Annotated in this window: 19 protein-coding genes and 4 tRNA genes; 19 read left to right on the forward strand and 4 right to left on the reverse strand. The window is 54.9% G+C overall.

Annotated features, from left to right (window positions below; translation table 11 throughout):
- Positions 1-38 precede the first annotated feature (38 nt).
- The gene (locus tag KJY78_RS04425) at positions 39-1427 is read left to right on the forward strand and encodes a SpaH/EbpB family LPXTG-anchored major pilin (protein ID WP_214337411.1); all 1389 of its coding nucleotides are present in this window, start codon (positions 39-41) and stop codon (positions 1425-1427) included.
- Between the two features lie 257 nt (positions 1428-1684).
- On the forward strand, positions 1685-3106 hold the full coding sequence (locus tag KJY78_RS04430) for a SpaH/EbpB family LPXTG-anchored major pilin (RefSeq protein WP_214337412.1): 1422 nt from the start codon (positions 1685-1687) through the stop codon (positions 3104-3106).
- A 64-nt stretch (positions 3107-3170) separates the two neighbouring features.
- Here KJY78_RS04430 and KJY78_RS04435 read toward each other — a convergent pair whose 3' ends face one another.
- A complete protein-coding gene (locus KJY78_RS04435) occupies positions 3171-4940 on the reverse strand; it encodes an acetyl/propionyl/methylcrotonyl-CoA carboxylase subunit alpha (RefSeq protein ID WP_214337413.1) in 1770 nt (589 codons plus the stop codon).
- A gap of 280 nt (positions 4941-5220) precedes the next feature.
- Between KJY78_RS04435 and KJY78_RS04440 the strand changes: the two genes are divergently transcribed.
- From KJY78_RS04440 to KJY78_RS04470, 7 genes are all read left to right on the forward strand, one after another.
- Complete coding sequence (locus KJY78_RS04440) at positions 5221-5661, forward strand: FAS1-like dehydratase domain-containing protein (RefSeq protein WP_214337414.1); 441 nt, start codon at positions 5221-5223, stop codon at positions 5659-5661.
- Positions 5662-5665: 4 nt separating this feature from the next.
- The gene (locus tag KJY78_RS04445) at positions 5666-6088 is read left to right on the forward strand and encodes a MaoC/PaaZ C-terminal domain-containing protein (protein WP_214337415.1); all 423 of its coding nucleotides are present in this window, start codon (positions 5666-5668) and stop codon (positions 6086-6088) included.
- 58 nt (positions 6089-6146) lie between these two features.
- On the forward strand, positions 6147-7397 hold the full coding sequence (locus KJY78_RS04450; RefSeq protein WP_214337416.1) for a UDP-N-acetylmuramate dehydrogenase: 1251 nt from the start codon (positions 6147-6149) through the stop codon (positions 7395-7397).
- A gap of 3 nt (positions 7398-7400) precedes the next feature.
- Positions 7401-8165: a hypothetical protein gene (locus tag KJY78_RS04455; protein ID WP_214337417.1), complete on the forward strand. Its 765-nt coding sequence runs from the start codon at positions 7401-7403 to the stop codon at positions 8163-8165.
- A 60-nt stretch (positions 8166-8225) separates the two neighbouring features.
- On the forward strand, positions 8226-9401 hold the full coding sequence (locus KJY78_RS04460; protein ID WP_214337418.1) for a CaiB/BaiF CoA transferase family protein: 1176 nt from the start codon (positions 8226-8228) through the stop codon (positions 9399-9401).
- Positions 9402-9416: 15 nt separating this feature from the next.
- Positions 9417-10577, forward strand: a complete 1161-nt coding sequence (locus KJY78_RS04465; protein ID WP_214337419.1) for an acyl-CoA dehydrogenase family protein — start codon at positions 9417-9419, stop codon at positions 10575-10577.
- A 257-nt stretch (positions 10578-10834) separates the two neighbouring features.
- Positions 10835-11398 (forward strand): phosphorylase family protein, encoded by a 564-nt coding sequence (locus KJY78_RS04470; protein ID WP_214337420.1) that lies wholly within the window; start codon positions 10835-10837, stop codon positions 11396-11398.
- Between the two features lie 93 nt (positions 11399-11491).
- On the opposite strand, the gene KJY78_RS04475 is transcribed toward KJY78_RS04470, so the two are convergent.
- On the reverse strand, positions 11492-12100 hold the full coding sequence (locus KJY78_RS04475) for a cysteine hydrolase family protein (protein ID WP_348771195.1): 609 nt from the start codon (positions 12098-12100) through the stop codon (positions 11492-11494).
- Positions 12101-12222: 122 nt separating this feature from the next.
- Positions 12223-12313 (reverse strand) — tRNA-Ser (locus KJY78_RS04480).
- A gap of 201 nt (positions 12314-12514) precedes the next feature.
- Here KJY78_RS04480 and KJY78_RS04485 point away from each other — a divergent pair.
- The 8 genes from KJY78_RS04485 to KJY78_RS04520 all read left to right on the forward strand — a co-directional run bounded on the left by KJY78_RS04485 (position 12515) and on the right by KJY78_RS04520 (position 17908).
- The gene (locus tag KJY78_RS04485; RefSeq protein WP_348771196.1) at positions 12515-14134 is read left to right on the forward strand and encodes a leucyl aminopeptidase; all 1620 of its coding nucleotides are present in this window, start codon (positions 12515-12517) and stop codon (positions 14132-14134) included.
- 90 nt (positions 14135-14224) lie between these two features.
- Positions 14225-15535 carry a M18 family aminopeptidase gene (locus KJY78_RS04490; protein WP_348771197.1) on the forward strand — a complete coding sequence of 437 codons (1311 nt, stop codon included), beginning with the start codon at positions 14225-14227 and terminating at the stop codon, positions 15533-15535.
- A 36-nt stretch (positions 15536-15571) separates the two neighbouring features.
- The gene (locus tag KJY78_RS04495) at positions 15572-15850 is read left to right on the forward strand and encodes a hypothetical protein (RefSeq protein WP_214337421.1); all 279 of its coding nucleotides are present in this window, start codon (positions 15572-15574) and stop codon (positions 15848-15850) included.
- A gap of 125 nt (positions 15851-15975) precedes the next feature.
- Positions 15976-16051 (forward strand) — tRNA-Glu (locus KJY78_RS04500).
- Positions 16052-16068: 17 nt separating this feature from the next.
- Positions 16069-16142: transfer RNA gene (locus tag KJY78_RS04505), tRNA-Asp, on the forward strand.
- Positions 16143-16208: 66 nt separating this feature from the next.
- Positions 16209-16281, forward strand: a tRNA-Phe gene (locus KJY78_RS04510).
- Positions 16282-16380: 99 nt separating this feature from the next.
- Complete coding sequence (locus KJY78_RS04515; RefSeq protein WP_214337422.1) at positions 16381-17100, forward strand: alpha/beta hydrolase; 720 nt, start codon at positions 16381-16383, stop codon at positions 17098-17100.
- 73 nt (positions 17101-17173) lie between these two features.
- Positions 17174-17908, forward strand: coding sequence for a glutamine amidotransferase (locus KJY78_RS04520; RefSeq protein WP_214337423.1), 735 nt, complete (start codon positions 17174-17176; stop codon positions 17906-17908).
- 5 nt (positions 17909-17913) lie between these two features.
- Here the strand turns inward: KJY78_RS04520 and KJY78_RS04525 are convergent, their stop codons facing one another.
- A complete protein-coding gene (locus KJY78_RS04525; protein ID WP_214337424.1) occupies positions 17914-18759 on the reverse strand; it encodes a spermidine synthase in 846 nt (281 codons plus the stop codon).
- A 200-nt stretch (positions 18760-18959) separates the two neighbouring features.
- Between KJY78_RS04525 and rpoB the strand changes: the two genes are divergently transcribed.
- Positions 18960-22448, forward strand: a complete 3489-nt coding sequence (rpoB, locus tag KJY78_RS04530; protein ID WP_214337425.1) for a DNA-directed RNA polymerase subunit beta — start codon at positions 18960-18962, stop codon at positions 22446-22448.
- 50 nt (positions 22449-22498) lie between these two features.
- Positions 22499-26425: a DNA-directed RNA polymerase subunit beta' gene (gene rpoC / locus KJY78_RS04535; protein ID WP_214337426.1), complete on the forward strand. Its 3927-nt coding sequence runs from the start codon at positions 22499-22501 to the stop codon at positions 26423-26425.
- Positions 26426-26492: the final 67 nt, after the last annotated feature.

The following is a 26492-nucleotide window of genomic DNA, read 5'->3' on the forward strand; positions in this document are numbered from 1 at the left end:
GTGCGGGTTTCTAATTGGTTTTACTATTAGGGGTTTTTATGAAGCTTAAAAAAGTAGCGGCTATAGCTGTACTGCCTGCCTTGGTTGCTGGCGGGCTGATTCTCACGCAGCCGGCTAATGCTGCAGCACCCGGTGATATTGACCCGAATCAAACAGGTTCGATTATTGTGCATAAGCATGGAGAGCCGGCGGGTGTTAAAGGAGCCGCTGGAGACGGCAAAGAACAGGCTGTTGCTCCTGAGAAACCACTTCAGGGCGCAATGTTTAGCGTACAAAAAATTAGTGGCGTTGATCTTACAACTCGCGAAGGTTGGCAGCAGCTAGCAGATGTTTCAGCTAAGCTTCAAAACGGTACTACTCCAGCACTAGATGCTATGACTACCGCTGAAACTACGAATATGGACGGTATTGCCAATTTCAGAAATTTGTCAGTTGGCGCTTATCTGGTTACTGAGACTCAGACGCCTGCGGGCGCTCTTAAAAAAGTAAATCCTTTTATTGTTACTGTGCCGCACCCAAACGGTAACGGCGATTGGAACTATAACGTGCACGTGTATCCGAAGAACTCTGTGGTTGAAAAACCAGAGAAATCTTTTGATGATTCTCAGGTTACAAAGCTTGGCGATAAAATCAGGTGGACTGTAACGCAGACGCTGCCTGAGCTTACGCCCGGTGTGATGTTCACAGAGGTTAGTTTTAGTGATACGCTCGCTGCTAACCTGCAGTATGTTGAAGATTCGATGGTTGTAAAAGTTGATGGTGTAGGTGTTGATTTTACAGATGTTATAGCCGGTCAGGATATTTCTGCTGAGGTTACGGAGCCCGGTGTTCTTCAACCGGGTCAGAGGGTTACCTACGAGTTTGACACCATGATTGTAGCAGCGGGTGAAATCAAGAATGTTGCTAACGTAACGGTTGCAACAAGCGACGGTGGCAGCTCTAGAGTTCCAAGCGCTCCATCACCCAACGATCCTTCTGTTCCAAGTATTATTATTGGACATATTAATGTGCAGAACTATGTTACCGGTACTATGACTGCAATATCCGGTGGTGTTTTCGAGGTTTATAAAGGCGAAGACTGCGCAGGCGGTAAAATTGATCTGGGAGTTCTTACTGCTGGAGACGATGGTAGATTGGCTCAGTCGGTGGCTCTTAAAAAGGGTAAATATGGTGTGAGGCAGGTAACTGCTGCTGTTGGATACGTGGCTAGTACTGATTGCGTTTCGGTTGAAGTTGTGGCTGCAAATACTGCGGATGATCCTGTTGTCGCGGTTGTTTATAACAGTAAAGCTACTGTTCCAGTTCTTCCTTTAACTGGCGCGCAAGGTCAAGTGATCATGCTAGTAGCCGGTGGAATGCTCGTGGCTATTGGTCTGGTAACTGTTGTTATAGTATGCAAAAAACGGAGGCTTGCTGAAAACAAGTAACACCGTGTTATAGATAGACTTCCTATTTTCGTTAATAGGTTGAACCAAAAAAGCGGGTGGGTGGTGTGTGACGAAACGTCACACAGCACCCACTTTTTAACATCCAGAATCTTTTGTTAAACAACCCGTTAGTTTGACTTTCTTTATTAAGGTGTTAATCTAGATGGATAGCCGGGTGCTTTTCCGGTTTTGGTGACGGCGGCATTAGTTGCTGTTATCTTATGGTTCAACTAATTTACGAAAATAGGAGATTCTCCATGAGTAGGCATTTGTCTATAAAGGCGAAGAGGGCGGTAGCTATTATTGCGCTGCCTGCTCTTATCGCTGGTGGGCTATTCCTCGCACAGCCGGCTAACGCCGCCGCACCGGGTAATATTGACCCGAAACAAATAGGCTCGATTATTGTGCACAAGAATGAAGAGCACACAACTAAAGGTGATGCTGGCACAGGTAACGTGGCGAATCCTGCTCCTCAGGGTGCAGCGATTAAGGGCGTAACTTTCACAGTTCAAAAGCTTAATCTTGACCTTACGAAAAAAGATGGTTGGGATAGTCTGGCAATGCTAGACGCTGACACAGCTAAAGTACGAGTAGCCGGCGATCTAATCACTAAAGAAACCGATGCTGCCGGGCAAGCAACATTTGATGGTTTAGCTGTTGGTGCTTACCTGGTTACAGAAACTAATGCACCTGCTGGCGTATTTAAAAAAGCCGCTCCTTTCATTGTTACCGTGCCACATCCGAATGGCAACGGAGCATGGAACTATAATGTGCACGTGTACCCAAAGAACTCTGTGAGCAAGGCGCCGACTAAAAAGCTTAAAGATGGTGCTGCTAGCGCTACCAAAATTGGCGATAAAGTAACCTGGATTATCGAGCAGATTTTGCCAGTGCTCTCAAACAATGAAACATTCACCGAGGTTAGCTTCGAAGACCAGCTGCAGGAAAACCTGACCTTCTTGGACGGTGTAGCAATGGTTGATGGTCGAGAAGTTGACTCAACCATTGTTGCCGCAGGTGTTGGAAATAGGACTGTAACAGGTGATATAACCGACCCATCAACCCTGCAAGGAGGTCAGAAGGTTACTTTCGAACTTACGACTTCGATTGACAAACCCGGCAAGTTTACAAACACAGCTGTTGTGAAGATCAAAACTTCTGGAGGTGGCGACAGCTCGCAGCACACTCCTACTCCTGTTCCAGGTGTGGACGATCCTACAGTTCCAACTATTGTTTTCGGATACTTCGATATTTATAAGTATGTTGCAGGCACAACAACCGAGCTGTCTGGAGCAACTTTTGAGCTCTACAAAGGCGCAGATTGTGTAGCGGGTAGCAAAGTTGATCTGCAAGAAATGCTTACAACCATTGACACGGGCAAACTAGTTGCTCCGTTTGCTATTAAAACAGGCGCATACAGTTTGAAAGAGACCTTAGCCCCAGTCGGTTACGTGCTCAGCGATGTTTGCACTGATGTAGTTGTTACAGAGGATAACATCACGATGGATAACCCTGCGATTGCAACTGTTTACAACAGCAAAGCTACCGTTCCTGTTCTTCCTATGACCGGTGCGCAGGGGCAGGTGATCCTGTTGATTGCTGGCGGAGTGCTTGTGCTTGCCGGTGTTGTAGTAGTTGTTGCAGTGCGCAGCAAGCGTCAGACTGTAGCTGCTGAGTAATAACAGCTCACTAGTAACAAAATAGCACGGGTGTTTTGCCCGTGCTATTTTTTAATGTTTAAGATTATTCCGCTTCGCTTATAACCTGCATCAGTACGTGGCCGTTTGCAACCGTCTGCCCAACAGGAGCGTCAACGTTTGTCACAGTGCCATCGTGTGGTGCAAAAATAGACTGCTCCATTTTCATAGCCTCAAGCACGGCAAGCAAATCACCTTTGGCAACGGTTTCACCCTCAGCAACAGTAACTTTTATAACCGTTGCCTGCATTGGCGCAACAACAGCGTTGCCGTCCGCCGCGCTGCTAACACCGTTGCTCTTGCGCCGCGGCGCGGGACCGCGGGTTACGTTCTGATCCGCCTCCGGTAACAGTGTTCTTGGCATTTCAACCTCAATGCGTCGCCCATCCACCTCAACAACAACGGTTTGCCGTTGCGGCACCGCGTGCTGTTCAACAGACTCACCCTGCCACGGCTCAATAGTGTTATTAAACGCGTTTTCTATCCAGAGAGTGTAAACACCAAACATGCCGTCATCAGCGATAAAAGCAGGCTCGTTTACAATCGCACGATGAAACGGCAAAACCGTGGGTAATCCGCTAACCTCAAACTCTGCGAGAGCTCGGCGGCTTCGTTCAAGAGCCTCTGTGCGGGTTTTGCCGGTTACAATAAGCTTTGCGAGCATCGAGTCGAACGCGCCCGTCACCTCATCACCCGTTGTAACACCCGTATCAACTCGCACACCTGGTCCGCTTGCTGGGCGAAAGCGTGTTATGCGCCCCGGAGCTGGTAAGAAATTCTGCCCCGGATCTTCGCCGTTAATGCGGAACTCAAAAGAGTGCCCAAAGGTTACAGGGTCGCTGTAATCGATAACCCCGCCCTCGGCGATTCTAAACTGTTCACGCACCAGATCAATGCCCGTAACCTCTTCAGAAACTGGGTGCTCAACCTGTAGGCGCGTATTAACCTCAAGAAATGAAACTGTGCCGTCTTTTGCGACCAAAAACTCGCAAGTGCCAGCACCAACATAATTAACCTCGCGCAAAATAGCCTTTGATGACTCATAAAGCCGCGTGAGCTGCTCCTGCGTTAAAAACGGCGCGGGAGCTTCCTCAACAAGTTTTTGATGCCGCCGCTGCAAAGAGCAGTCGCGGGTAGAAACAACCACAACGTTGCCGTGCTGATCCGCTAGACACTGGGTTTCAACGTGGCGAGGTTTTTCTAGATACTTTTCAACAAAGCACTCGCCCTGCCCAAAAGCTGCGATAGCCTCGCGGGTTGCCGATTCAAACAGCGAGGGCACCTCTTCGCGGGTGTAAGCGACCTTAAGCCCGCGCCCGCCGCCGCCAAAAGCTGCCTTAATAGCAACGGGCAGCCCGTGCTGGTCGGCAAACTCGAGCACCTCGGCGGCTCCCGTCACCGGGTTGATCGTGCCGGGCGCGAGTGGCGCGCCAACCCGTTCGGCAACGTGTCGCGCCGAAACCTTGTTGCCTAGCAGGTTGATTGCCTCGGGGCTGGGGCCGATCCAGATTAGCCCGGCGTCAATAACAGCCTGCGCAAAATCAGCGTTTTCCGCCAAAAAACCGTACCCGGGGTGTACCGCATCGGCACCAGAGAGCCGGGCAATCTCCAGAATCTTTTTTGCAACCAGGTATGTTTCTGCGCTGGTTGTGCCGTTAAGTTTGTAGGCCTCATCGGCGAGTTTGGCGTGCTGCGCGTCGCGATCCTGGTCGGCATAAACGGCAACTGCCGCAATGCCGCTGTCGTGAGCGGCGCGAATTATGCGCACTGCGATTTCACCGCGATTGGCAATAAGCACTTTACGAATTTTATGCATAGTGACTAGTTTACTGTGTCCGTCTATAATATTAGGGGATAATCGGGTCAAAAGCGGCAGGCGGATCGGGTGCGTCCGCGTTGTGTCCGCGCTTAGAGGGTGTGTTTGTGGCGGGGTAGTCAGCGTCGGGTGGCACCTGCTCTTGTGCAGGGGCGTCCGCGCTTGGGGTGCGGTGCTTGTGCCGAGCTGTGTGCGTGCAGGGTGGTGTGCGCACCCGCGAGGGAGATGCGTATCCGCACCTGTTCAGATTTTTAAGCGTAGCGCAGGTTAAACTTAAACCGTGATAAACAAAGATATTGCCGGTAAAACGTACAGCCTTCTTGCGGGTTATCTTGTGGGGCGTGAAAAGCTGCGCGAGTTCGCCAAAGCGGTTTTGGTCACAAATCCCGTGTATCACGATGTTGCCGCAGCCCAGGCCGCAGGCTATGCTGACCTGGTCGCGTCGCCAACTTTTGCGGTTGTGCTGCAGGAGCGCACGCTCGCGCTGCTGCTGGCGGATGAGAGCGCAAACATAGATTTTTCGCGGGTTGTGCATGGTGAACAGCGCTTCACCTACACGCGCCCGATTGTCGCCGGCGACGAACTCACCGCGCAAATGATGGTGACTTCCGTTAAAGAAATAGCGGGAAATGCGATGGTGACGGCAGAAACCGTAATCACCGATAGCGCAGGAGAGCACGTTGTAACAACTATCTCGAGTCTCGTGGTGCGAGGGGAGTAAAGCTATGAAACCAGAATTTGAGTCGCTTACAGCCGATGCAACAGTGCTCACCCGCGATGTGCAGTTTAGCCGCGACACGCTGGTGCGATACGCTGGCGCCTCGGGTGATTTTAACCCGATCCACTACCGTGATGACTATGCGCAGCGCGTGGGGCTTGACGGGGTTCTCGCGCACGGAATGCTCACAATGGGCGCGGCAAACTCGGTTGTGCTCGATTGGCTGGGCGGTGCGGGATGGATAGCCGACACCCAAACAAGATTCTCCAGGCCAGTGTGGGTTGATGCCGAGCGAGGCGCAACCGTGACGGTCTCGGCGAAAGTGCGAGCGGTGGATGCGGACGCAAAGCGCGCTGATTTTCTGCTGCAGGTTAGCTACGAGGGTAAAACCGCGTTGGTAAAAGCGATTATTACCGTGCAGTTTGTGTAGGCGCAGCCGTTTAATGGTCGCTGAGATGATGCCCTAATGACAGCTGAGATAAACGCTAATGATAGCTGAGATAACGCCCACCTGCTCGCTTGTAAGCGAGGCAGAAATAATCCCCGCCCGTCCGCTCGTAAGCGAAGCTGAGCTGCGCAACACTACCAGTATTGCGCAGCTCACAACAATGCGCGTGGGTGGCGCGTTCGCGGGTCTGACAGTCTGCCGCACCGAACAGGAATTAATCGCCGGAGCTGCCCGTAACTGGGCGAGTGATGAGCCGTGGCTGCTGCTGGGTGGCGGTTCAAACACCGTGGTTAGCGATGCGGGGTATCCAGGCGAGGTCGTGCTGGTGCGCACCGAAGGTATCGAGCCGGTCACTGATCCCGCCCTGCCGAGCGGATCTGTGCGTGTGCGAGTTGCGGCCGGTCACGACTGGGACAGCCTCGTGCGCTGGAGTGTTGAGTGCGGATATGCGGGGCTCGAGGTGCTCTCGGGCATTCCCGGGCTTGCCGGGTCTGCACCGGTACAAAACATCGGCGCGTACGGCGGCGAGCTGGCGCAGGTGCTGCATTCTGTGCGGGTTTATGAGCGCGAGAGCGGGCAGGTGCGTGAGCTGAAAGCGGCGCAGCTCGGGCTCGGATATCGCACCTCCGCTTTTAAGCGCGGCTATGCGGCGGTAATCCTCTCGGTTGATTTGATTTTACGCAATCACAGTGCGCAGCGCGATCCGCTCGCAATGCCCGTTGTTTTTCCGCAATTAGCGACCGTGTTGGGCGTGAAACTGGGCTGTCAGCTGCCGCTACGCCAGGTGCGCGAAGCGGTTTTGCGAGTGCGCGCGGCAAAGGGTATGGTGTGGCAGCTGGCAGACAAAAACAGCTGGTCAGCAGGATCTTTTTTTGTGAATCCGATTGTCAGCCAGGGCTTTGCGCGCGGGCTGCCCGAAAACGCCCCGCGCTATCCGGTAGCTGCGCCGCAGCGCCCTGATTTGGTGACGACTTTTGAGGAGCTTGCTGCGGGGCAGCCGCTGCAGTTGCACTATTTAACGGCGGATATGCTGCAAGACGAACAGGAGGCGGGCGAGCGGGTTAAACTCTCGGCCGCCTGGCTGATTGAGAACGCCGGGGTGCGCCGCGGGTTCAGCCTGCCCGGCTCTGGCGCGGCGGTTTCTGAGCTGCACACTCTCGCGATCACGAATCGCGGATCTGCCACCGCCGCTGATGTCGCCCAGCTGGCGCGGTATATTGTGCAGCTTGTGCAGGCGGAGTTTGGGGTTGTGCTCGTGCCCGAGCCGAATATTTACGGGTTGCAGGTATAGCCGGTGAGTGAGCGTAACGGTGGGGTGGGCGACAGCTTCCCTGGAGCGGGAGGTGTTCTGGGCGCGGGAGGCCGGCAAAATCCGGGCACGCTCCGCCCGGACGCGTCCAGCAGCACGCCTCTCTCATATAGGCGCAACGCGCCACGCCGGGGCGGTTTTTTGCGCGGGCTTAGTCGCCGCGCGAAAATTGTGCTCGTGGCGGGTCTTGTTGTATTCGTAATCGGCGCGGGCAGTCTAACTGCAGAGCTTATCGAGCTGAACAGTAAAAAATCATCGATTGCAGCGGCAGAATCCGCTGCAGACTCCGCCGAGCCAGCATCACCTAAACAAACCAAGTCTGAAAAACCGACCAACCTGGCAGACGCTCCCGAGTGCACCGCCGCGCAGCTCGAAATTGCACCCGTTATTAACGCGGACAGTTTCGCCCCGGGCGATAAGCCCGAGTTTGCGATGACCATAACAAACAAGAGCGAAGCTGCCTGTCAGCGCAATCTCGGCACCTCGCAAATGCTGTTTCAAGTTAGCAGCGGTGGACAGAAAATATGGAGCTCAAAAGACTGCCAAACAAACCCCGATAACCGACCCGTGCTAATTGCTGCGGGACAAACCCTGCAAACCGAGAATCTGGTGTGGCAGCGCACGGTATCCGCTCTCGAAACCTGTGAAGCCGAGCGGGTTGAGGTCGACGGAGAGGGTGCGGCCTATCAGCTGTCAGTGCAGCTGGGCGATATTGCGGGCAGTGAATATAAACAGTTTTTACTCTACTAAATAGGCTAAAATAGCCTATAAGGCGCGACTTGCGCGGTGACTCCAGTGATCGGGGGATCGATGACAACAGACAAAGCGGCTAACGGCCCGCTACGCGGTATTCGCGTTGCTGATTTTTCGAGGGTGCTTGCCGGTCCGCACGCATCCATGCTGCTCGCAGATTTTGGGGCGGATGTAATCAAGATCGAAAGCCCCGAGGGTGACGGTACCAGGCAGTGGGCGCCGCCCGTCAATATGGCAGGGCACAGCACCTACTATGTGAGTGCGAACAGGGGCAAGCGCTCTGTTGTGCTTGACTTGAAAAACCCTGCCGATTTGGAACGAGCCAGAGAGCTCGCCATTTCGGCAGACGTGATTATAGAAAACTTCAAACCCGGCACAATGCAGCGGTTTGGGCTCGACTACGAGAGCGTTAAAAGCGTGAATCCGGGTGTTGTTTACGCGTCAATTTCGGGGTTTGGTGACAAAGCGGGTGCGGCGCTGCCCGGCTATGACCTGCTGGTGCAGGCAGTTGGCGGGCTGATGAGCATAACCGGCGAGCAGCACGGTGAGCCAAACAAAGTCGGGGTTGCGCTGGTCGATATTATTAGCGGGCTTAACGCGGTAATAGGCATTCAGGCGGCGCTGCGTGAGCGTGATAACAATGGCGGATCGGGGCAGTGCGTCAAAATCTCACTGCTCGGCTCGCTGCTGTCGGCGCTCGCAAATCAGGCGAGTTCAACGCTTGAGACGGGCACGCCGCCGCCACGGCTCGGTAATGCGCATCCGAGCATTGCGCCGTACGAAACATTCGTTGTTGGCAACGCCATGCTCGCGGTCGCGGTTGGCACCGACGCGCAGTTTGCGCGGTTTATGGAGTTGTTGGCAGCTCCCGAGGCGGCGCAGGATACGCGCTTTAGTAGTAATGCGGCGCGGGTTATGCACCGTGGCGAGCTGCGCGTGCTGATTGAACGGCAGTTGGTGGCGAGATCCGCTGATGAATGGGTGCGGTTGTGTCAGGAGCGGAAGATTCCCGCTGGTAAAGTGAATAGTGTGCTCGAGGCGCTTACGTACGCAACAGAGTTGGGGCTTTCTCCTGTGGTGTCGCAGGTCGCCACAGATGCGGCCGGCAACCCGGTGACGGTTAAAACCGTTGCGAACCCCATTGAATTTTCGGCAACCCCGGTTGTCTACCACCTCCCGCCGCCACACCTGGGGGAGCATCAAAACCAAACGTGGCTTTCAGAAACCGATTAGAACCTAGGAAAAACTATGACTAAACTAGACGATATTTTTGACGTTGCCAGCCTTGTGACGTCCGAAGAGCGCGAGTGGCAGCTCAAAGCGCGCGAGTTTGCGCAAACAAAAATCGCGCCGATTATTGACCGTGATTTTGAGCAGCGCCGCTTGCCGGCAGAGCTTGTGCCTGAGGTTGGCGCGGCGGGATTCTTCGGTATGTATATGCAGGGCTACGGGCTGGCGGGCGCAACCTCGGTTGCGTACGGGTTGGTGGCGATGGAGTTTGAGGCGGTCGATTCTGGCTTCCGCACAATGCTTAGCGTGCAAGGTTCGCTCGCGATGGGCGCGATCTACAAGTTCGGCTCTGCGGAGCAGAAAAACGAGTGGCTGCCGGCCATGGGTCGCGGCGAAAAAATCGGCTGCTTCGGACTAACTGAGCCGCAGGGCGGATCCGACCCCGCAACTATGATCACCAAAGCGCGCCGTGACGGCGACGAGTGGGTGCTGAACGGTAAAAAGCGGTGGATCGGGCTCGGCACCATTGCGCAGGTTGCTGTGATCTGGGCGCAGGATGAAGAGGGCGTGGTGCGCGGTTTTGTTGTGCCAACCGACACCGCAGGGTATCAGGCCGTGGCGATTGAAAACAAGCTTTCTATGCGCGCTTCTTTGCAGACGGAAATAACCCTTACCGATGTGCGCTTGCCAGCATCGGCTGCGATGCCTAAGGCGGAGGGGCTGGGCGCTGCGTTTAAGTGCCTGAGCGAGGCTCGCTACGGTATTTCATGGGGTGTTATGGGTGCTGCGCGCAACTCGCTCGAGGTGACTCTTGAGCGGGTGCAAAACAGATCCACTTTTGGCTCGCCTCTGGCGGCCAAACAGCTGGTGCAGAGCAAACTCGCCAACTGTGTGCTTGAATACGAGAAAGGGCTGTTGCTGGCGCACTATCTGGGCAGCCTGAAAGACGCTGGCAAGCTGGATTACGCGCAGATCAGCATTGGTAAGCTTAACAACGTGCGCGAGGCGATTAAGATTGTGAGCACCTGTCGCGAGCTGCTCGGCGGCGACGGTATTACGAGTGATTTTCCGGTTATGCGGCACATGGCAAATCTCGAGTCGGTGCGCACCTACGAGGGTACCGATGATATGCACGCGCTGATTATCGGTCGCTCCCTCACCGGACACGCCGCGTTCTAGATCGCGTCGTTCTGGGTTTCCGGAATGCGTTGTTGTGCGGTGCTTATGGTGCTTGCGTTGTTAAGGTGTGCTCGGTGCGCGCTTTGGAATCTGTTCCCGGGTTGCGCCCTGCGCGCACCTAGCGCAAGCCCGACCCGCGCTTTTGCATCCGCTCCTTAGGTCGTGTCGCTAATGTTACGTTTTATGACGTGACCCGGGTGACTTTGGGCGCGTTTTTCGTTAGGCTCTATGCGTAGTAAAAATCGAGTGGATTAATTATGCGGAAATCAAACGAGCTTCTAGTTTTTGCGCACGTCGACGAGGCGAGCGCTTTTCAAGACGTGCCGCACCTGGTGACGGGGGTTGGTAAAATCAATGCGGCAGCCGGGCTTGCGCACCACCTGCACGAGGCGGCGGCGCGGGGGCACGCAATCTCGCGGGTAACTGTGTTTGGCACGGCGGGAATCGTGGCACACGGGCACGACATCGACACAATTGTGCAGGTGACACGCGCCGTGCAGCATGATTTTTCGTTGCCAACACCGGCGCTAACAGCTGGCAAACAGATTTTAGATAGCACCGCAACAATTGCCACGGGTGACGTGTTTGTGAAGAGCGACCGGGAGCGCGAGCGGATCGCCAAACTCGGTGCAACCCTGGTTGATATGGAATCCTATGCCTATCTGCAAACAGCAGCAATTTTTGGGGCGCCGATCCGCATTTTCAAGGTGCCCTCTGATTTTGCTGATGACACGCTAACCGATGCCGACTGGGACGAAATAGTTTTCCTAAAGAGCCAGCAGCTGCGCTATTTTTACGATGAGGTGCTGCCGTTTTTATAGCGTAGCGCTGCCGTTTTGCTGGCAGGTGCTACAGTGAAGCACGGATACTGTTGCGGTGAAGCGTGCGATACCGCACCGCCGCCTTTGCAGCTCCTACAGCGAGCTGCCGCCGTTGGCTGCGGCTTGAAAATCGTGCAGCACCTGCCGGGTCGTTTTAATCTCAACGTGCGGCTTAAACAGCGCCATCACCTGCATTGCGGCGGCACCGTTTTCGGTCGTTGAATGCGCCACCGCGTCGCTCACCACGGTAACATAAACGCCGTCGTCGATAGCGGCAAGCACGGTTGAGATAACACAGCAGTCGGTGGTAACCCCGGTTATAAACAGGTGCGCGCCCTCACCCACGAGTCGTCGCAGAGGTTGCCCCCACTTACTCATTGTTGTGGTTGTTAAAACCCGGTTGGCAGCGAGCGTTGCCGCCATTTTTTGCGCTGCGCCCGTGAGCTCATACTGTGGGTCACTCGCGGGAATATCCGCAAACTGCCAGTGCTCAAAATACTCGCGCCAGCTGTTATTGCGCTTGTTGGCGGGGGTCGGAATCCAGCGGGTGATAACCGTGCGCGCGGCAAACTGCTCTTGTAGCGCCGCGATGTTTTGCCACGCGCTCTCAAAATACAGGGAGCCCCAGGGGGAGCTTTGATCGGCAAAAATATTTTGCGGATCAACAACAAGTAGCCAGCTGTTTGTTACGTTTGCTCTCACTATGTGCTGTCTTTCTGAGCTGAGTGCCGCGCATTAAAACTGCTCGCACAGGGCTTTGCGGGGGGGGGGGGGCTGTAATTGCACGGACGTAGCCTTTTCGTTTTTAACGCTTGAATTTTGTGTGGCGGTAGCGGTGGGATTTGAACCCACGGTGCGGGGTTACCGCACACGACTTTTCGAGAGTCGCACCTTCGGCCGCTCGGACACGCTACCAATCTAGACTATTTTACACCACAGTTTTGTGGGACGGTGCTGCGGGTTTGTGACTGCGCTATTTTCGGGCGGATCGCGCGCTGCGCGCGTCGGGCATTGCCCGCGCATTGAGCATTGCCCCGTGTAGGTGACGTGCCGGGGATGAACCCGCGACCGCGGGTGATGTGTGCGGCTCTGTGCGCGTCCTGTGAGGCGAGCTGTGTGTTCCTTGCGAAGCGGCTTGCGCCCGGCGTGGGCGGCGCACATCCGCTGTCTGCTCAGATTTTTTTACGATTCGGGGGCTATCCTAAAGCCATGAACGTAATTATTGATGCTAAATTTGATCCGGTTCCATCGCTGAGCCAAGAAACCGAGGTTCTTGTCAGCACTACGGCGCCTGCGGAAGCCGCAGTTGCCGTTTTTGTAAACTCTTGCTTAGAATCTGCCGGCGAGCTTGCCTACTCGAGCGCAGAGCTTGCAGCCGCCGGTTTTAAGGGATCCAAAGGCGAAACTCTAATTGTGCCCGGCACGCCAGCGCGGGTGCTCGTCGGGGTTGGCAAGGGCGTAAAATCCGCCGCCGCAGCTCGTAACGCGGTTGCCGCGTTCACGCGCGCTGCCGCTAAATACAGTGAGCTTGCGCTGCCCATGCAGGGGATCACAAACGAAATAGGATCCGCTGCCGCAGCGCAGGCTGCCACAGAGGGCGCGCTGCTCGCGCGCTACGCCTATGAGGCTTTGAAAACCAAAAAACAGCTGGTGCAACTTACAAGCCTCACGCTAATGCCGCATGAGTGCTGCTGCGTTGACGGTATTAAGCGCGGCGTGAAACGCGGTCAGGCTCTTGCGCGCGCTGCGAAACTCGCGCGCGATCTTGGTAACACCCCGCCGCGCCACCTGGGAGCAGAAAAACTAGCTGATGTTGTGGCTGCTTTCGCGCCAAAGTTTGGGCTTGAAGTTGAGGTTTACGACCTCGCGAAAATCGAGCAGCTCGGGCTTGGTGGTCTGCTCGGCGTTAATGCTGGCAGCGCCTACGAGCCGCGCGTTATCAAGCTGAGCTATGCGCCAGAAAACCCGAAGGCTAATGTTTCGCTCGTTGGCAAGGGTATTATGTACGATTCGGGCGGAATCAGCCTGAAGCCGTCAGACGCCTCGCACTGCTCTATGAAAATGGACATGATGGGCGCTGGCGCGGTTGTTTCGGCGATGACGGCGCTGCAGGATCTTGAGTCAGAGGTCGCAGTAACCGGATGGTTGATGTGCACTGACAATATGCCGTCTGGCACCGCAACCAAACTTGGTGATGTGCTCACAATGCGCAGCGGTAAAACGGTTGAGGTGCGTAACACCGACGCTGAGGGTCGCCTTGTGCTCGCCGACGGCATTGCGCTGGCTGCGGAGCAGAATCCGCGCCCCGATGCGATTGTTGATGTGGCAACTTTGACCGGCGCAGCTCTGATGGCGCTCGGCGAAGAAACCACGGCGCTGTTTGCAAACAATGACGAACTCGCCGCGCAGCTCGCTGCAGCCGGCGAGAAAGCGGATGAAACCACCTGGCGACTGCCGCTTGACCTGCGCTTCAAAGAGTCCATGAAGTCAAGTGTTGCAGACATCACCAACCTCGGTCCGCGCGCAGGCGGTGCGATTACCGCGGCGCTGTTCTTGAACGAGTTTGTTGATGGCATTGCGTGGGGTCACCTTGATATCGCGGGCCCTATGGAGACTGACAAGAACAAACTCTGGAAGTCGGAGGGCTCAACGGGAGTTGCAGCTCGCACACTCGCAGAGTTTGTGAGCGCATTCACAAAGCCGCAGGGCGATATCACCGGCACAGAGCTGGAGTAGTCGTACTCGATCCGTCGCAGCACAGTTTTTGTTGCGGCGGATCGGTCGCCCTCGGTATAACCTGAGTAGCTTTTGGAGCAGTAGTTTTAAGTGGCACACACAGAGCTTAAAAATATTACGAGCGTTGCAGCTTATACGCAGGCTTTTGCCTCGTATGTTGTAGCGTCACCAACAGCGTATCACACTGTTGCGGAGGGCGCTGCGGCGCTGCGACGCGCGGGTTTTAGCGAGTTTTTTGAAACAGAGCCGTGGCAGATTACGCCCGGTCTGGCCGGTTTTGTGCGCCGCGACGGGGCGCTAATTGCGTGGCGCGTGGGGCTGCAAGCTCGCGCCGATGCTGCGATGCGCATTATCGGTGCGCACAGTGATTCTCCCGGGTTTAAAGTTAAGCCAGAGCCTGATACCGTGACGGCTGGCTGGAGTCAGCTAAATATTGAGGTTTACGGCGGGCCTCAGTACAGTTCGTGGGTTGATCGTGACCTTGCCATTGCCGGGCTGGTTGTTGATAGCGCGGGTAAAAACCACCTTGTGAAAACCGCCGCTGTGGCTCGCATCCCATCGCTCGCGATCCACCTTGACGGCAGCGCTAATAAGTCGCTGCAACTTAATCCGCAGCAGCATTTGCACCCGGTTTTGGGAGTGAGCGGTGAAAGCGCCCGCGAGCTGATCGCGAGCGCAGCGGGGATTGCGGCGGATGATATTGCCGGGTGGGATCTGCAGCTTGCCGACACACAAGCTCCCGCCGTAATCGGCGCAAGCGGTGACTTTTTAAGCTCCGGGCGGCTTGATAACCTGACTGGAACTTTTGCTGGGCTGCACGCGATTGTGCACGCAGCCCAGCCGCAAAATCAGGTTTTGCTCACCGTGATTTACGATCACGAAGAGGTCGGGTCGCTAACGCACTCGGGTGCGTGCGGAACCTTTTTAAACGACGTGATTACGCGCCTGCTGAGCAGGCTCGGCACAGCGGAGGTGTCCGCAGATACTGATGCCCTGCTGCGCGCTCGCGCTAAAAGCGTGCTGTTGTCAATTGATGCGGGGCACTCGGTGCACCCCAATTACACAGAAAAGCACGATCCGGAAGCCCGCCCTTTGGCAGGTGGCGGCGCAATGCTGAAAATTAACGCCAACCAGCACTATGCGTCAAGCGCGCAGGGTGCGGCTCTGTGGCATCGTATAACACGGCAGGCGGGTGTAAAGTCGCAGGTTTTTGTGTCTAATAACGCGGTTTCTTGTGGCACAACCATTGGCCCGATTAGCGCGGCTAACCTGGGTATTGCGACAATTGACTGCGGCGTGCCGCTGTTGTCAATGCACTCTGTCAGGGAGCTTGTTCACACAGCAGATCTATGGTCGATGGCGCAGCTTGGCAGCGCTTTCCTGAGCGATAATGTAACCTAGGTTAAAACACACTACACAAAGAAGGCGGCAGATTATATGAGTAATCACGGTCAAAACAGGAGCGAGCTGGTTTTTCAGAGTCAGTTACTGACACCAACGCTGTTGCAGGTTGGCGATCGCGTTATTGAGGTTACTTACCTGGGCGATGACTCTGGCATGAGTTCGTGGATTCTCTGGAATGCGCACGAACCAACCCTAATCGGGCTGCTGCGGCAGAGTGGCGAGAGCATCAGCTTTGAGCAGCGCACGAGTGACGGCTCTTACGAGTATAACAACATCTCAAAGAATAGGTTCTTTAGAATGCTTGAGGGATAGCTAGCGGATCGTGTGACACGCCAGAAGAATCGCGGTTTTTGTTGTTTTAGCTTGGTCTATTTGCGTTCTGTTTTGAGAGTGTGTAACATATTATATGGTGTTAAGATGGCGCTCCGGCGCAATCCGGCCCCATCGTCTAGTGGCCTAGGACGTCGCCCTTTCACGGCGGTAACACGGGTTCGAATCCCGTTGGGGTCACCACCAATAGAAATAAATATGGCTCTGTGGCGCAGTTGGTTAGCGCGCCGCCCTGTCACGGCGGAGGTCGCGGGTTCAAGTCCCGTCAGGGTCGCAGATAGAGACCTTGCAGAGTTTGACTCTGCAAGGTTCTTTATCTAAGGGGTATTTTTATTCCCCTGGCTCTGTAGCTCAGTTGGTAGAGCGTTCGACTGAAAATCGAAAGGTCACGGGATCGATGCCCGTCGGAGCCACTGCCCCCGCTCGAGGTTACTGCTCGGCAGGGGCGTTTTTTTACTCATAATCTTCATTTATGATGGTTTTACAACAACTTCTGAAATGAGGTCTAAAATATGGCACAGCAGACATTGCAACTTGATCGCGCGGTTATTAAGTGGGCTGTTAACGGTTCGCAAACATCCGAGCAGCACGCCATGGCAGCTCTTGCCGCCGGTCAGCCATTGCTCGTGCTAATGCACGGTTTAGGGTCAAACGAAAACGACCTGATTCAGCTGGTAGACAAGCTGCCAGCAACCTTTGTGTGCGCGAGCGTACGCGCTGTGCTTGACTCTTACGGCGACAGCGGCGGATACTCGTGGTTTCCGCTCTCCCTGCAGCCGGGTGGTGTTGAGCCAGACGACAGCGAGGGCATCGCTCTGGTGGCTGCTCGTGCGGTTATCGAGTGGATCGACTCACTGCGCACAACCCTAGAATCAATCGGTGGCAAACTTGACACGGTTGCGCTTATGGGGTTCTCGCAGGGCGGAGTGATGGTAACAACTATGCTCCGCGAGCGCCCCACAGAATACCTCGCGGGCGTAAACTGCTCTGGCTTTATTTCACCCGGTGAGTTTGCTGGCGATGCGCGGCTGCGTGAAATTAAACCGCCGCTGTTTTGGGGTCGTGATCCGCTAGATCCTGTGATAGGTCACGGCGCAATTAAGATCACAAGCGCATGGTCACCCGCGCACACAACGCTTACTGAGCGGCACTATGACGGCATTGCGCACTCAATCTGCGCCGCCGAGCTGCAAGATATTAGCGATTTTCTGACTGCCGAGCTAGCAAAATAGCCCGCTGTGCTCTCGCAACATTTTGTAACACAACTTTCTTGCAGCGTCTTTAGCCGGTATTCTTTACTGTGCCATGAAACCATTTTTGCTAATCACAAGCCGTGCCGATGATACGCTCGTGTATCCGGAGGTAAACTCGTATCGCAAGCTCACAGGGCTTACCGGCGAAGGCGAGCTGGCGTGGCTGCGTGCAGAGCAGAGCGAAATTGCAGGAATCGATCTTGCCGAGTATTCCGGCATCATTCTCGCCGGCTCGCCGTTCACAGTTAGCAACAGTGACGCGCAGAAAACCGTAACAGAGCTGCGAGTTGAGCGTGAATTTGCGGCGCTGCTCGACGGGGTTGTTGCGCTCGATTATCCGTTCTTGGGTATCTGCTACGGGGTTGGCACGCTGGGCAATCACCAGGGAGCCGTCGTTAGTAACACAAACGGCGAAGATATTCAGGTGATAACCGTCCAGCTCACCGCAGCGGGGGAGGCGGATCCGCTGTTTGCCGGTGTTTCTACCGTGTTTGACGCCTATGTAGGGCATAAAGAAGCTCTGCTGGCAGCCCCCGCGCATTTTAGCGTGCTGGCTAGCGGCGAAAACTGCCCCGTGCAGGCGTTTAAGGTGGGTCAGAACGTGTACGCAACCCAGTTTCATCCGGAACTTGAACCGGAGACCTTTAAACAGCGGATCTATGCCTACCGTGACCACGGCTATTTTGATCCCGCCACAATTGATGACCTGCTCGCGCAGATCGCGGCGGCGGATGTTGTCGCCTCGCAGCGCGTGCTGAAAAACTTTGTGAGGCTGTATGCAACCTAGCGCGGCTACCCGAACAGTGTTTCGGGTAGCTCGGGGGAGGCTAAAGGGGCTGCGTCGGTGATCGGTTTCGCGCCCGCAATATAGGCTGTAAGCTTAGCTTTTTCAAGGGTTGCTGCGGGATACGGGCCAGCGCTCATACTGCACGGCAGCAGCTCACAAACGCTGTTATCCGTGCTTGCCACAACAACAATATTGCCAACGCTTTTACCCTTGAGCACGCGCGGCACACCAACAACAGTAACGTGAGCAAACAGGGCGCTAACCGTTGCCAGTTCGCGCTTTAAAAAGTTGCCCGCGTTGCTCGCGGCGGTGTTGATTATGAGTAGCCCCTCGGGTTTTAAGAGCGGACGCAGGGTTTGATAAAACTCTATGCTGGTTAGGTGCGCGGGGGTGCGGCTGCCGTTAAAAACGTCTGCAACGCAAATATCCACCGCGCCCTGCAGCCCGCTGGGGAGTTTGCTTGCGACCGCGCGGGCGTCACCGATCCGCACCCGGATTCCGTGATTTTTGGGGAGGGGGATGTGCTCGCGCACGAAATCTATAAGATCGGCACTGATTTCAATTACCTGCTGCTGTGAGCGGGGTCTTGTTGCCGCGATATAGCGGGGCAGTGTGAGAGCGCCGCCGCCCAGGTGCAGCGCTGTGAAGGGCTTGCCGGGGTTGCAGTAGGCGTCGATAATGTTGCCAATGCGCTGCACGTACTCGAAGAACAGCTTGTGTGGGGCGCTCGGGTGCACGTGCGACTGTGCAACACCGTTGACAGATAGCTGCAGCGCGCCGGGATTGTAGGGATCTGTCTCTATTACCGCGGTGTCGCCGCTGGCTAAAATGCGCCTGCCAATTTCTGTCATGTGCGTTTGCTGCGCCTTCTTGTTGTGTTTTTAGATACTAATGGAATATAATGGATACTTAACCCTGGGTTAAGTCTGCCCTCATATAGCGGTCGGTGGCGTTTAATTCAGAGTCTCTATTTATTCCCGGGGTAAATGTAGGTAGAGATCAGACTCAATTCTAATAATATCGCCTAACAGGCAATCCGGAGGTAGTTTCCTTGGCTGTTGCTAATAACGCATCCAACGCACCAAAGAACGGACGCAATCACGAGCGTCTTTCGTTTGCGAAGATATCAGAGAGTTTTGCAGTGCCCGACCTGCTCGCGCTGCAGACAGAGAGCTTTGACTGGCTGGTCGGCAACTCTGCGTGGCGTGAGCGCGCCGCCGCAGCGGCAGCCGAGGGGCGTGACGACGTGTCACAAACCAGCGGTCTTGAAGAGATCTTTGCTGAAATTTCACCGATTGAAGACAACAGCGACATCATGGAGCTGTCGTTTGAAAACCCAATTCTTGACGAGCAGAAATACAGTATCGAAGAGTGTAAAGAACGAGGTAAAACATATGCCGCTCCGCTTTACGTAGAGGCAGCATTCTATAACAAAGAAACCGAGGTTGTAAAGAGTCAGACGGTTTATATGGGTGACTTCCCGATTATGACCGACAAGGGCACCTTTATTATCAACGGCACCGAGCGTGTGATCGTGTCGCAGCTGGTGCGCTCGCCCGGTGTTTACTTTGAGCGTATCCAAGAAAAAAACAGCGACAAAGATATTTTCAGCGCGCGCATTATCCCAAGCCGCGGCTCATGGCTCGAGTTTGAGATCGACAAGCGCGATCAGGTTTCTGTGCGCATCGACCGCAAGCGTAAACAGTCGGTTACTGTTTTCTTAAAGGCATTGGGTCTGAGCTCTGCCGATATTCTTGAAGAGTACGCGGGCTACGAGTCAATCGCGCTAACGCTTGAAAAAGACACCATCGAGTCTCAAGAAGACGCGCTGAAAGATATTTACCACAAGCAGCGTCCGGGTGATCAGGTTGCTATTGAGGCCGCGCGTGCGCTGCTCGACAACAGCTATTTTCGCCCTAAGCGCTACGATCTTGCAAAAGTTGGTCGCTACAAGATCAACCGCAAACTAGGGTTGGCACTGCCTATCGAGCAGTCCACGCTAACAATTGAAGACATTGTAACAACTATCAAATACCTGGTTGCCCTGCACGCCGGTGACAAAACCATCCCGGGCATATACGACGGTGAAGTTACTGATATCCGCGTTGATGTTGACGACATCGACCACTTCGGTAACCGTCGCATTCGCGCGGTCGGTGAGCTGATCCAGAATCAGGTGCGCACCGGTCTTGGTCGCATGGAGCGCGTTGTGCGAGAGCGGATGACAACTCAGGATATTGAGGCGATCACTCCAAACACGCTGATCAACACCCGCCCGGTTTTGGCGGCAATTAAAGAGTTTTTCGGCACTAGCCAGCTGTCGCAGTTCATGGATCAAAACAATCCGCTAGCCGGTCTCACCAACAAGCGCCGCTTGTCTGCGCTGGGTCCTGGCGGTCTGTCACGTGACCGTGCAGGTGTTGAGGTGCGAGATGTGCACCCTTCTCACTACGGCAGAATGTGCCCGATTGAAACCCCGGAGGGGCCAAACATTGGTCTGATTGGTGCGCTCGCAACATTTGCGCGCATCAACTCTTTCGGCTTCATCGAAACCCCTTACCGCCGCGTTATTGATCGTGTTGTAACAGACCAGATTGACTATCTCACCGCGCACGAAGAGGATATGTACCTGATCGCGCAGGCGGGTGCGCGCCTTGACAAGCAGGGTAAACTCGCTGATGAGCGCGTGCTGGCGCGTCCGCGTGGTTCTGAGGTGACCCTGGTTGATGCCGGTCGCATCAACTATATGGATGTTTCGCCGCGACAGATGGTTTCTGTTGCAACCTCGCTAATTCCGTTCCTTGAGCACGATGACGCTAACCGTGCGCTGATGGGCGCGAATATGCAGCGCCAGGCTGTGCCGCTACTGCGTTCGGAAAGCCCGCTCGTGGGAACCGGTATGGAGGGTTACGCGGCGATTGACGCTGGCGATGTTGTGATCGCAAAGAACGCTGGCGTTGTCAGCTATGTTTCAGCGGATCAGGTTGTTGTGCAGCGCGATGAGGGCAATAGCGATGTGTACCATATGCGCAAGTTCAACCGCTCTAACCAGGGCACGAACTACAACCACCGCGTTATTGTGCGCGAGGGTGAGCGCGTTGAGGTTGGCGAGGTTATTGCTGACGGCCCTGCAACGGAGAACGGTGAGCTTGCACTGGGTAAAAATCTGCTCGTGGCATTTATGCCGTGGGAGGGTCTTAACTATGAGGACGCTATTATCCTGAGCCAGAATCTCGTGAAAGATGACACCCTGTCGTCGATCCACATCTCAGAGTACGACATTGACTCGCGCGACACTAAACTCGGTCGCGAAGAGATCACCCGTGATCTGCCGAGCGCGTCACAAGAGGCTCTAAAAGACCTTGACGAGCGTGGTATTGTGCGCATCGGTGCCGAGGTGCGCCCCGGTGATATTCTCGTTGGTAAGGTGACGCCTAAGGGTGAAACCGAGCTGAGCGCTGAAGAACGTCTGCTGCGCGCGATTTTCAACGAGAAGAGCCGCGAAGTGCGTGACACCTCACTGCGTGTGCCGCACGGTGTTTCCGGAACTGTAACCGCGGTTAAAGTGTTTGAGAAGAACGATGACGGTGACGAAGAGCTCGGCTCGGGTGTAAACCAGCGAGTTGTTGTTTACATCGCGCAGAAGCGTAAGATTACCGAGGGTGATAAGCTTGCTGGTCGCCACGGTAACAAGGGTGTAATCTCGAAGATTCTGCCGGTTGAAGATATGCCGTTCTTGGCAGACGGAACCCCGGTTGACGTGATCCTGAATCCGCTCGGCATTCCTGGTCGTATGAACTTTGGGCAGGTGCTTGAAACCCACCTCGGCTGGATTGCAAAACAGGGCTGGAAGGTTGATGAGACCGCAGAATGGCTGAAAAACCTGCCTGTTAATGCATACCAGGCGGATCCGGACACCAAGGTTGCAACACCGGTTTTTGACGGCGCAACCGAGGCTGAAATCGCAGGTCTGCTAGATTCGACCCTGCCGACTCGTGACGGTGTGCGCCTGATCGACGCAACCGGTAAAACGCGGCTGTTTGACGGCCGCTCGGGTGAGCCCTTCCCGTATCCGATCTCTGTTGGATACATGTACATCCTGAAGCTGCACCACCTTGTTGATGACAAGATTCACGCGCGTTCAACCGGCCCTTACTCGATGATTACGCAGCAGCCACTGGGCGGTAAAGCTCAGTTCGGTGGTCAGCGTTTCGGTGAGATGGAGGTGTGGGCGCTTGAAGCTTACGGTGCCGCATACGCGCTGCAAGAGTTATTGACCGTGAAATCTGATGATATTCCGGGTCGCGTGAATGCTTACGAAGCGATTGTGCGCGGTGAAAATATTCCAGAGCCAGGTGTGCCAGAGTCGTTTAGGGTGCTGATGAAAGAAATGCAGTCGCTCTGCCTAAATGTTGAAGCGCTAGACGCTGCCGGAAAACCTGTGAGCCTCAACGAGCAGCAGAAAACTTCTCGCCCAACAGAGGACTCAGGAATCAAGATGTCATCGCACATGGAGCCAGCGTCAATTGACGAAATCTAAGCTCCCCTAAACACATAGAACTTATTAGTCTTCCTATTTTAAGGAGAACATTGCTCGAAAGAATCAGTTTCAATGAATTGCGGATCAGTCTTGCAACAGCAGATAACATCCGCGAGTGGTCGTATGGTGAGGTTAAAAAACCAGAAACGATCAACTATCGCACACTAAAACCGGAGCGTGATGGTCTGTTTGGTGAACAGATATTCGGTCCAAGCCGTGACTGGGAGTGCGCCTGCGGCAAGTACAAGCGGATTCGCTATAACGGGGTGCGCTGTGAGCGCTGCCAGGTTGAAGTTACTAAATCAAGTGTGCGCCGTGAGCGTATGGGGCACATTGAGCTTGCCGCTCCTGTAACCCACATCTGGTATTTCAAGGGCGTGCCGAGCCGCCTTGGTTACCTGCTCGATCTCGCGCCAAAGGATCTTGAAAAGGTTATCTACTTTGCCGCTAATATGGTTATTGACGTTGATGAAGAGGGTCGCCACGAAGATCTGCCAGAGCTTGAGGCGGAGCTTCGCTCGGAGATTCGCCAGCTAGAATCTGCGCGTGATCTCGACATTTCTAAGCGCCAGCAGCAGGCTGAAACCGATTTAGCGCGGCTTGAGGCTGAGGGCGCAAAAGCGGATCAGAAAAAACGCATCAAAAACGCCGCAGACCGTGAAATGGCTCGGATGCGCCGCGATGCCGACGATAAAATCAACCTGCTCGAAGAGGTTTGGGCAGAGTTTAAAAACCTTAAAACCGGTGATTTGCGCGCTGAGAATGACGTATTCCAGGAGCTTGTGGATCGTTATGGCGAGTACTTTGAGGCTTATATGGGTGCTGAGGCGATTAAGCGTCGTTTGCTTGACCTTGACCTGCAGGCAGAAAGCGACAGCCTGCACTTGCAAATTGCGGAGGGCAAAGGGCAGAAGAAGATCCGCGCGATCAAGCGTTTACGCGTTGTTAATAGCTTCCTGAAGACCGGCGCTAGCCCGGCTGCTATGGTGCTCGATGCAATCCCTGTGATTCCTCCAGAGCTGCGCCCGATGGTGCAGCTTGACGGTGGTCGTTTCGCAACGAGCGATTTGAACGATCTGTACCGCCGCGTAATTAACCGTAACAACCGTTTGCGCCGGCTGCTTGATCTGGGCGCTCCGGAAATGATTATTAATAACGAAAAGCGGATGCTGCAGGAAGCTGTTGACGCGCTGTTCGATAACGGCAGGCGCGGCCGCCCCGTGGCGGGCACAAGCAACCGTGCGCTAAAGTCACTGAGCGATATGCTCAAAGGCAAAGCCGGTCGTTTCCGTCAAAACTTGCTCGGTAAGCGCGTTGACTACTCGGGTCGTTCGGTTATTGTGGTTGGTCCGCAGCTGAAACTGCACCAGTGCGGTTTGCCAAAGCAGATGGCGCTAGAGTTGTTCAAGCCTTTTGTTATGAAGCGGCTTATTGATATGCTGCACGCGCAAAACGTGAAGGCTGCCAAGCGGATGGTTGAACGCGCGCGTCCTGAGGTTTGGGATGTGCTTGAAGAGGTTATTCGCGAGCGTCCGGTGCTGCTTAACCGCGCACCAACGCTGCACCGCTTGGGTATTCAGGCTTTTGAGCCGCAGCTCGTCGAGGGTAAGGCAATTCAGCTGCACCCGTTAGTTTGCGCCGCTTTTAACGCCGATTTTGACGGCGACCAGATGGCTGTGCATTTGCCGCTGTCTGTTGAAGCGCAGGCCGAGGCGCGGATGTTGATGCTCGCATCAAACAATATTTTGAAGCCGTCTGACGGTCGCCCTGTAACACTGCCAGCGCAGGATATGATTATCGGTCTGCACCATCTCACAACTGTGAAGCCTGGAGCTATCGGGGAGTCTCGCGCATTCAGCTCTGTTGCTGAGGCAATATTCGCTTTTGATCAGGGAACTCTTGATCTGGGCGCGCTTGTGAAGATCCGCTTGCGCGGGTACACAGATGCTGAAGGCGTGACAGCTGATGACGCAACCCTGTTAGAAACAACGCTTGGCAGGGCGCTCTTTAACGAGGCGTTGCCATCAGACTACCCATACTTTGACAAGGTTGCTGACAAGGGCACCCTGTCGGGGCTGGTTAATGACCTGGCGGAGCGTTACCCGAAAGTGCAGGTTGCTGAAACTCTTGACGCGATTAAAGACGCAGGTTTCTATTGGGCAAGCCGTTCGGGTGTGACCGTTGCGCTGAGCGATATCGTAACCCCCGGTAACAAGGCTGAGATTCTGAGCAAGCACGAGGCTGAGGCTGCTGCTGTGCAGCAGAAGTTTGACCGCGGTATGATCACTGAGGCAGAGCGCCACCGTGAACTGGTTGCCATCTGGACGGAAGCAACCGAAGAGGTTGCTGTTGCGATGCGTGAGAGCTTCCCGGCAGACAACACTATTTTCAGGATGGTATCTTCCGGTGCTCGTGGTAACTGGCTGCAGATCCGCAACATTGCGGGTATGCGAGGTCTTGTGAGCGACCCGAAGGGCGAGATTATTCCGCGCCCGATTGTGAGTTCGTATCGTGAGGGTCTCTCTGTTGCTGAGTACTTTATTGCGACACACGGTGCGCGTAAGGGTCTTGCTGATACCGCGCTGCGTACGGCGGACTCGGGTTATCTAACCCGCCGTCTTGTTGACGTTTCGCAGGATGTGATCATTCGCGAAGCCGACTGCGGTACGCGTCGCGGTCTTGACCTGTTAATTGCAACGACCGACGCAAACGGTGTGCTCGTGCTTGGTGAGGACGTTGAAAATTCTGTTTACGCGCGTACGCTAGCCGCCGACGCTGTTGACAGCAAGGGCGAAGTTGTTGCCGCTGCTGGTGTTGACGTTGGCGACGTGGCAATTGCGAAGTTTGTAAAGGCTGGAATCACCGAGATCAAGGTTCGCTCTGTGCTCACCTGTGAGTCTAAAGTTGGCGTTTGCGCCAGCTGCTACGGGCGCTCACTGGCAACGGGTCAGCGCGTGGATATTGGCGAGGCAGTTGGTATTATTGCCGCGCAGTCAATTGGTGAGCCGGGCACGCAGCTGACAATGCGTACTTTCCACACCGGCGGATCAGCTTCTGCTGACGATATCACGCAGGGTCTGCCGCGCGTGCAGGAGCTGTTTGAGGCGCGCACGCCAAAGGGCAGCTCTCCAATCGCGGAAGCTAGCGGACGTATCACCATTGAAGACACAGAAAAAGCGCGTCGCATTATTCTGATTCCTGATGACGGTTCTGAAGAGCGGATTTACCCTGTTTTGAAGCGTACCACGCTGATTGTTAACGACGGTGATCGTGTTTCTCTTGGACAGCCGTTTATTCAGGGCACGCTGGACCCGAAGGATGTGCTGCAGGTGGGTGCTACCGAGAACGGCAAGCATGTGCCGGGCGAGCGCGCTGTGCAGAAGTACCTGGTTGGTGGCGTGCAGAGCGTTTACCGTTCGCAGGGTGTGCCTATTCACGATAAGCACATTGAGGTTATTGTGCGACAGATGTTGCGCAAGGTTACTGTTGTTGATCACGGTGAAACCGATCTGCTGCCGGGCGAGCTGATTGATCGCGCGCGCTACCAGACCATTAACCGCGAAGCGCTGCTAGAGGGTAAGAAGCCAGCTACTGCGCGTCCTGAGGTTATGGGTATCACAAAAGCGTCGCTGGCAACCGAATCGTGGCTATCAGCCGCCTCTTTTCAGGAGACAACTCGCGTGCTGACACAAGCAGCGAGTGAGGGCAGCACTGATCCGCTAATTGGTCTGAAAGAGAACGTGATTATCGGTAAGCTGATTCCTGCCGGCACGGGTCTGGATAAGTACAGTAGGGTTATTGTTGAGCCAACGGAAGAGGCTCGCTCTGCGCTGTACCCGAATCGCCTGTTTGGCGCTGACATGGCGTATGACGAGAGCGATATAGCATTTGTTGACTCGGATGCGTATCAGGGAGGCGAGTTTGAGGCTGCCAGCCTTGAGGAAACCCTTGACCGCCTCGGCGAAGAAAATAAGTAAACCCGCTTAAAACACAAGGTTGAGCGTCTTGCAGTATTGGTTGTGGCGCTCAGCGTTGCGTTTTATC

This window comes from Canibacter zhuwentaonis, assembly GCF_018531145.1.
Classification (GTDB): Bacteria; Actinomycetota; Actinomycetes; order Actinomycetales; family Microbacteriaceae; genus Canibacter; species Canibacter zhuwentaonis.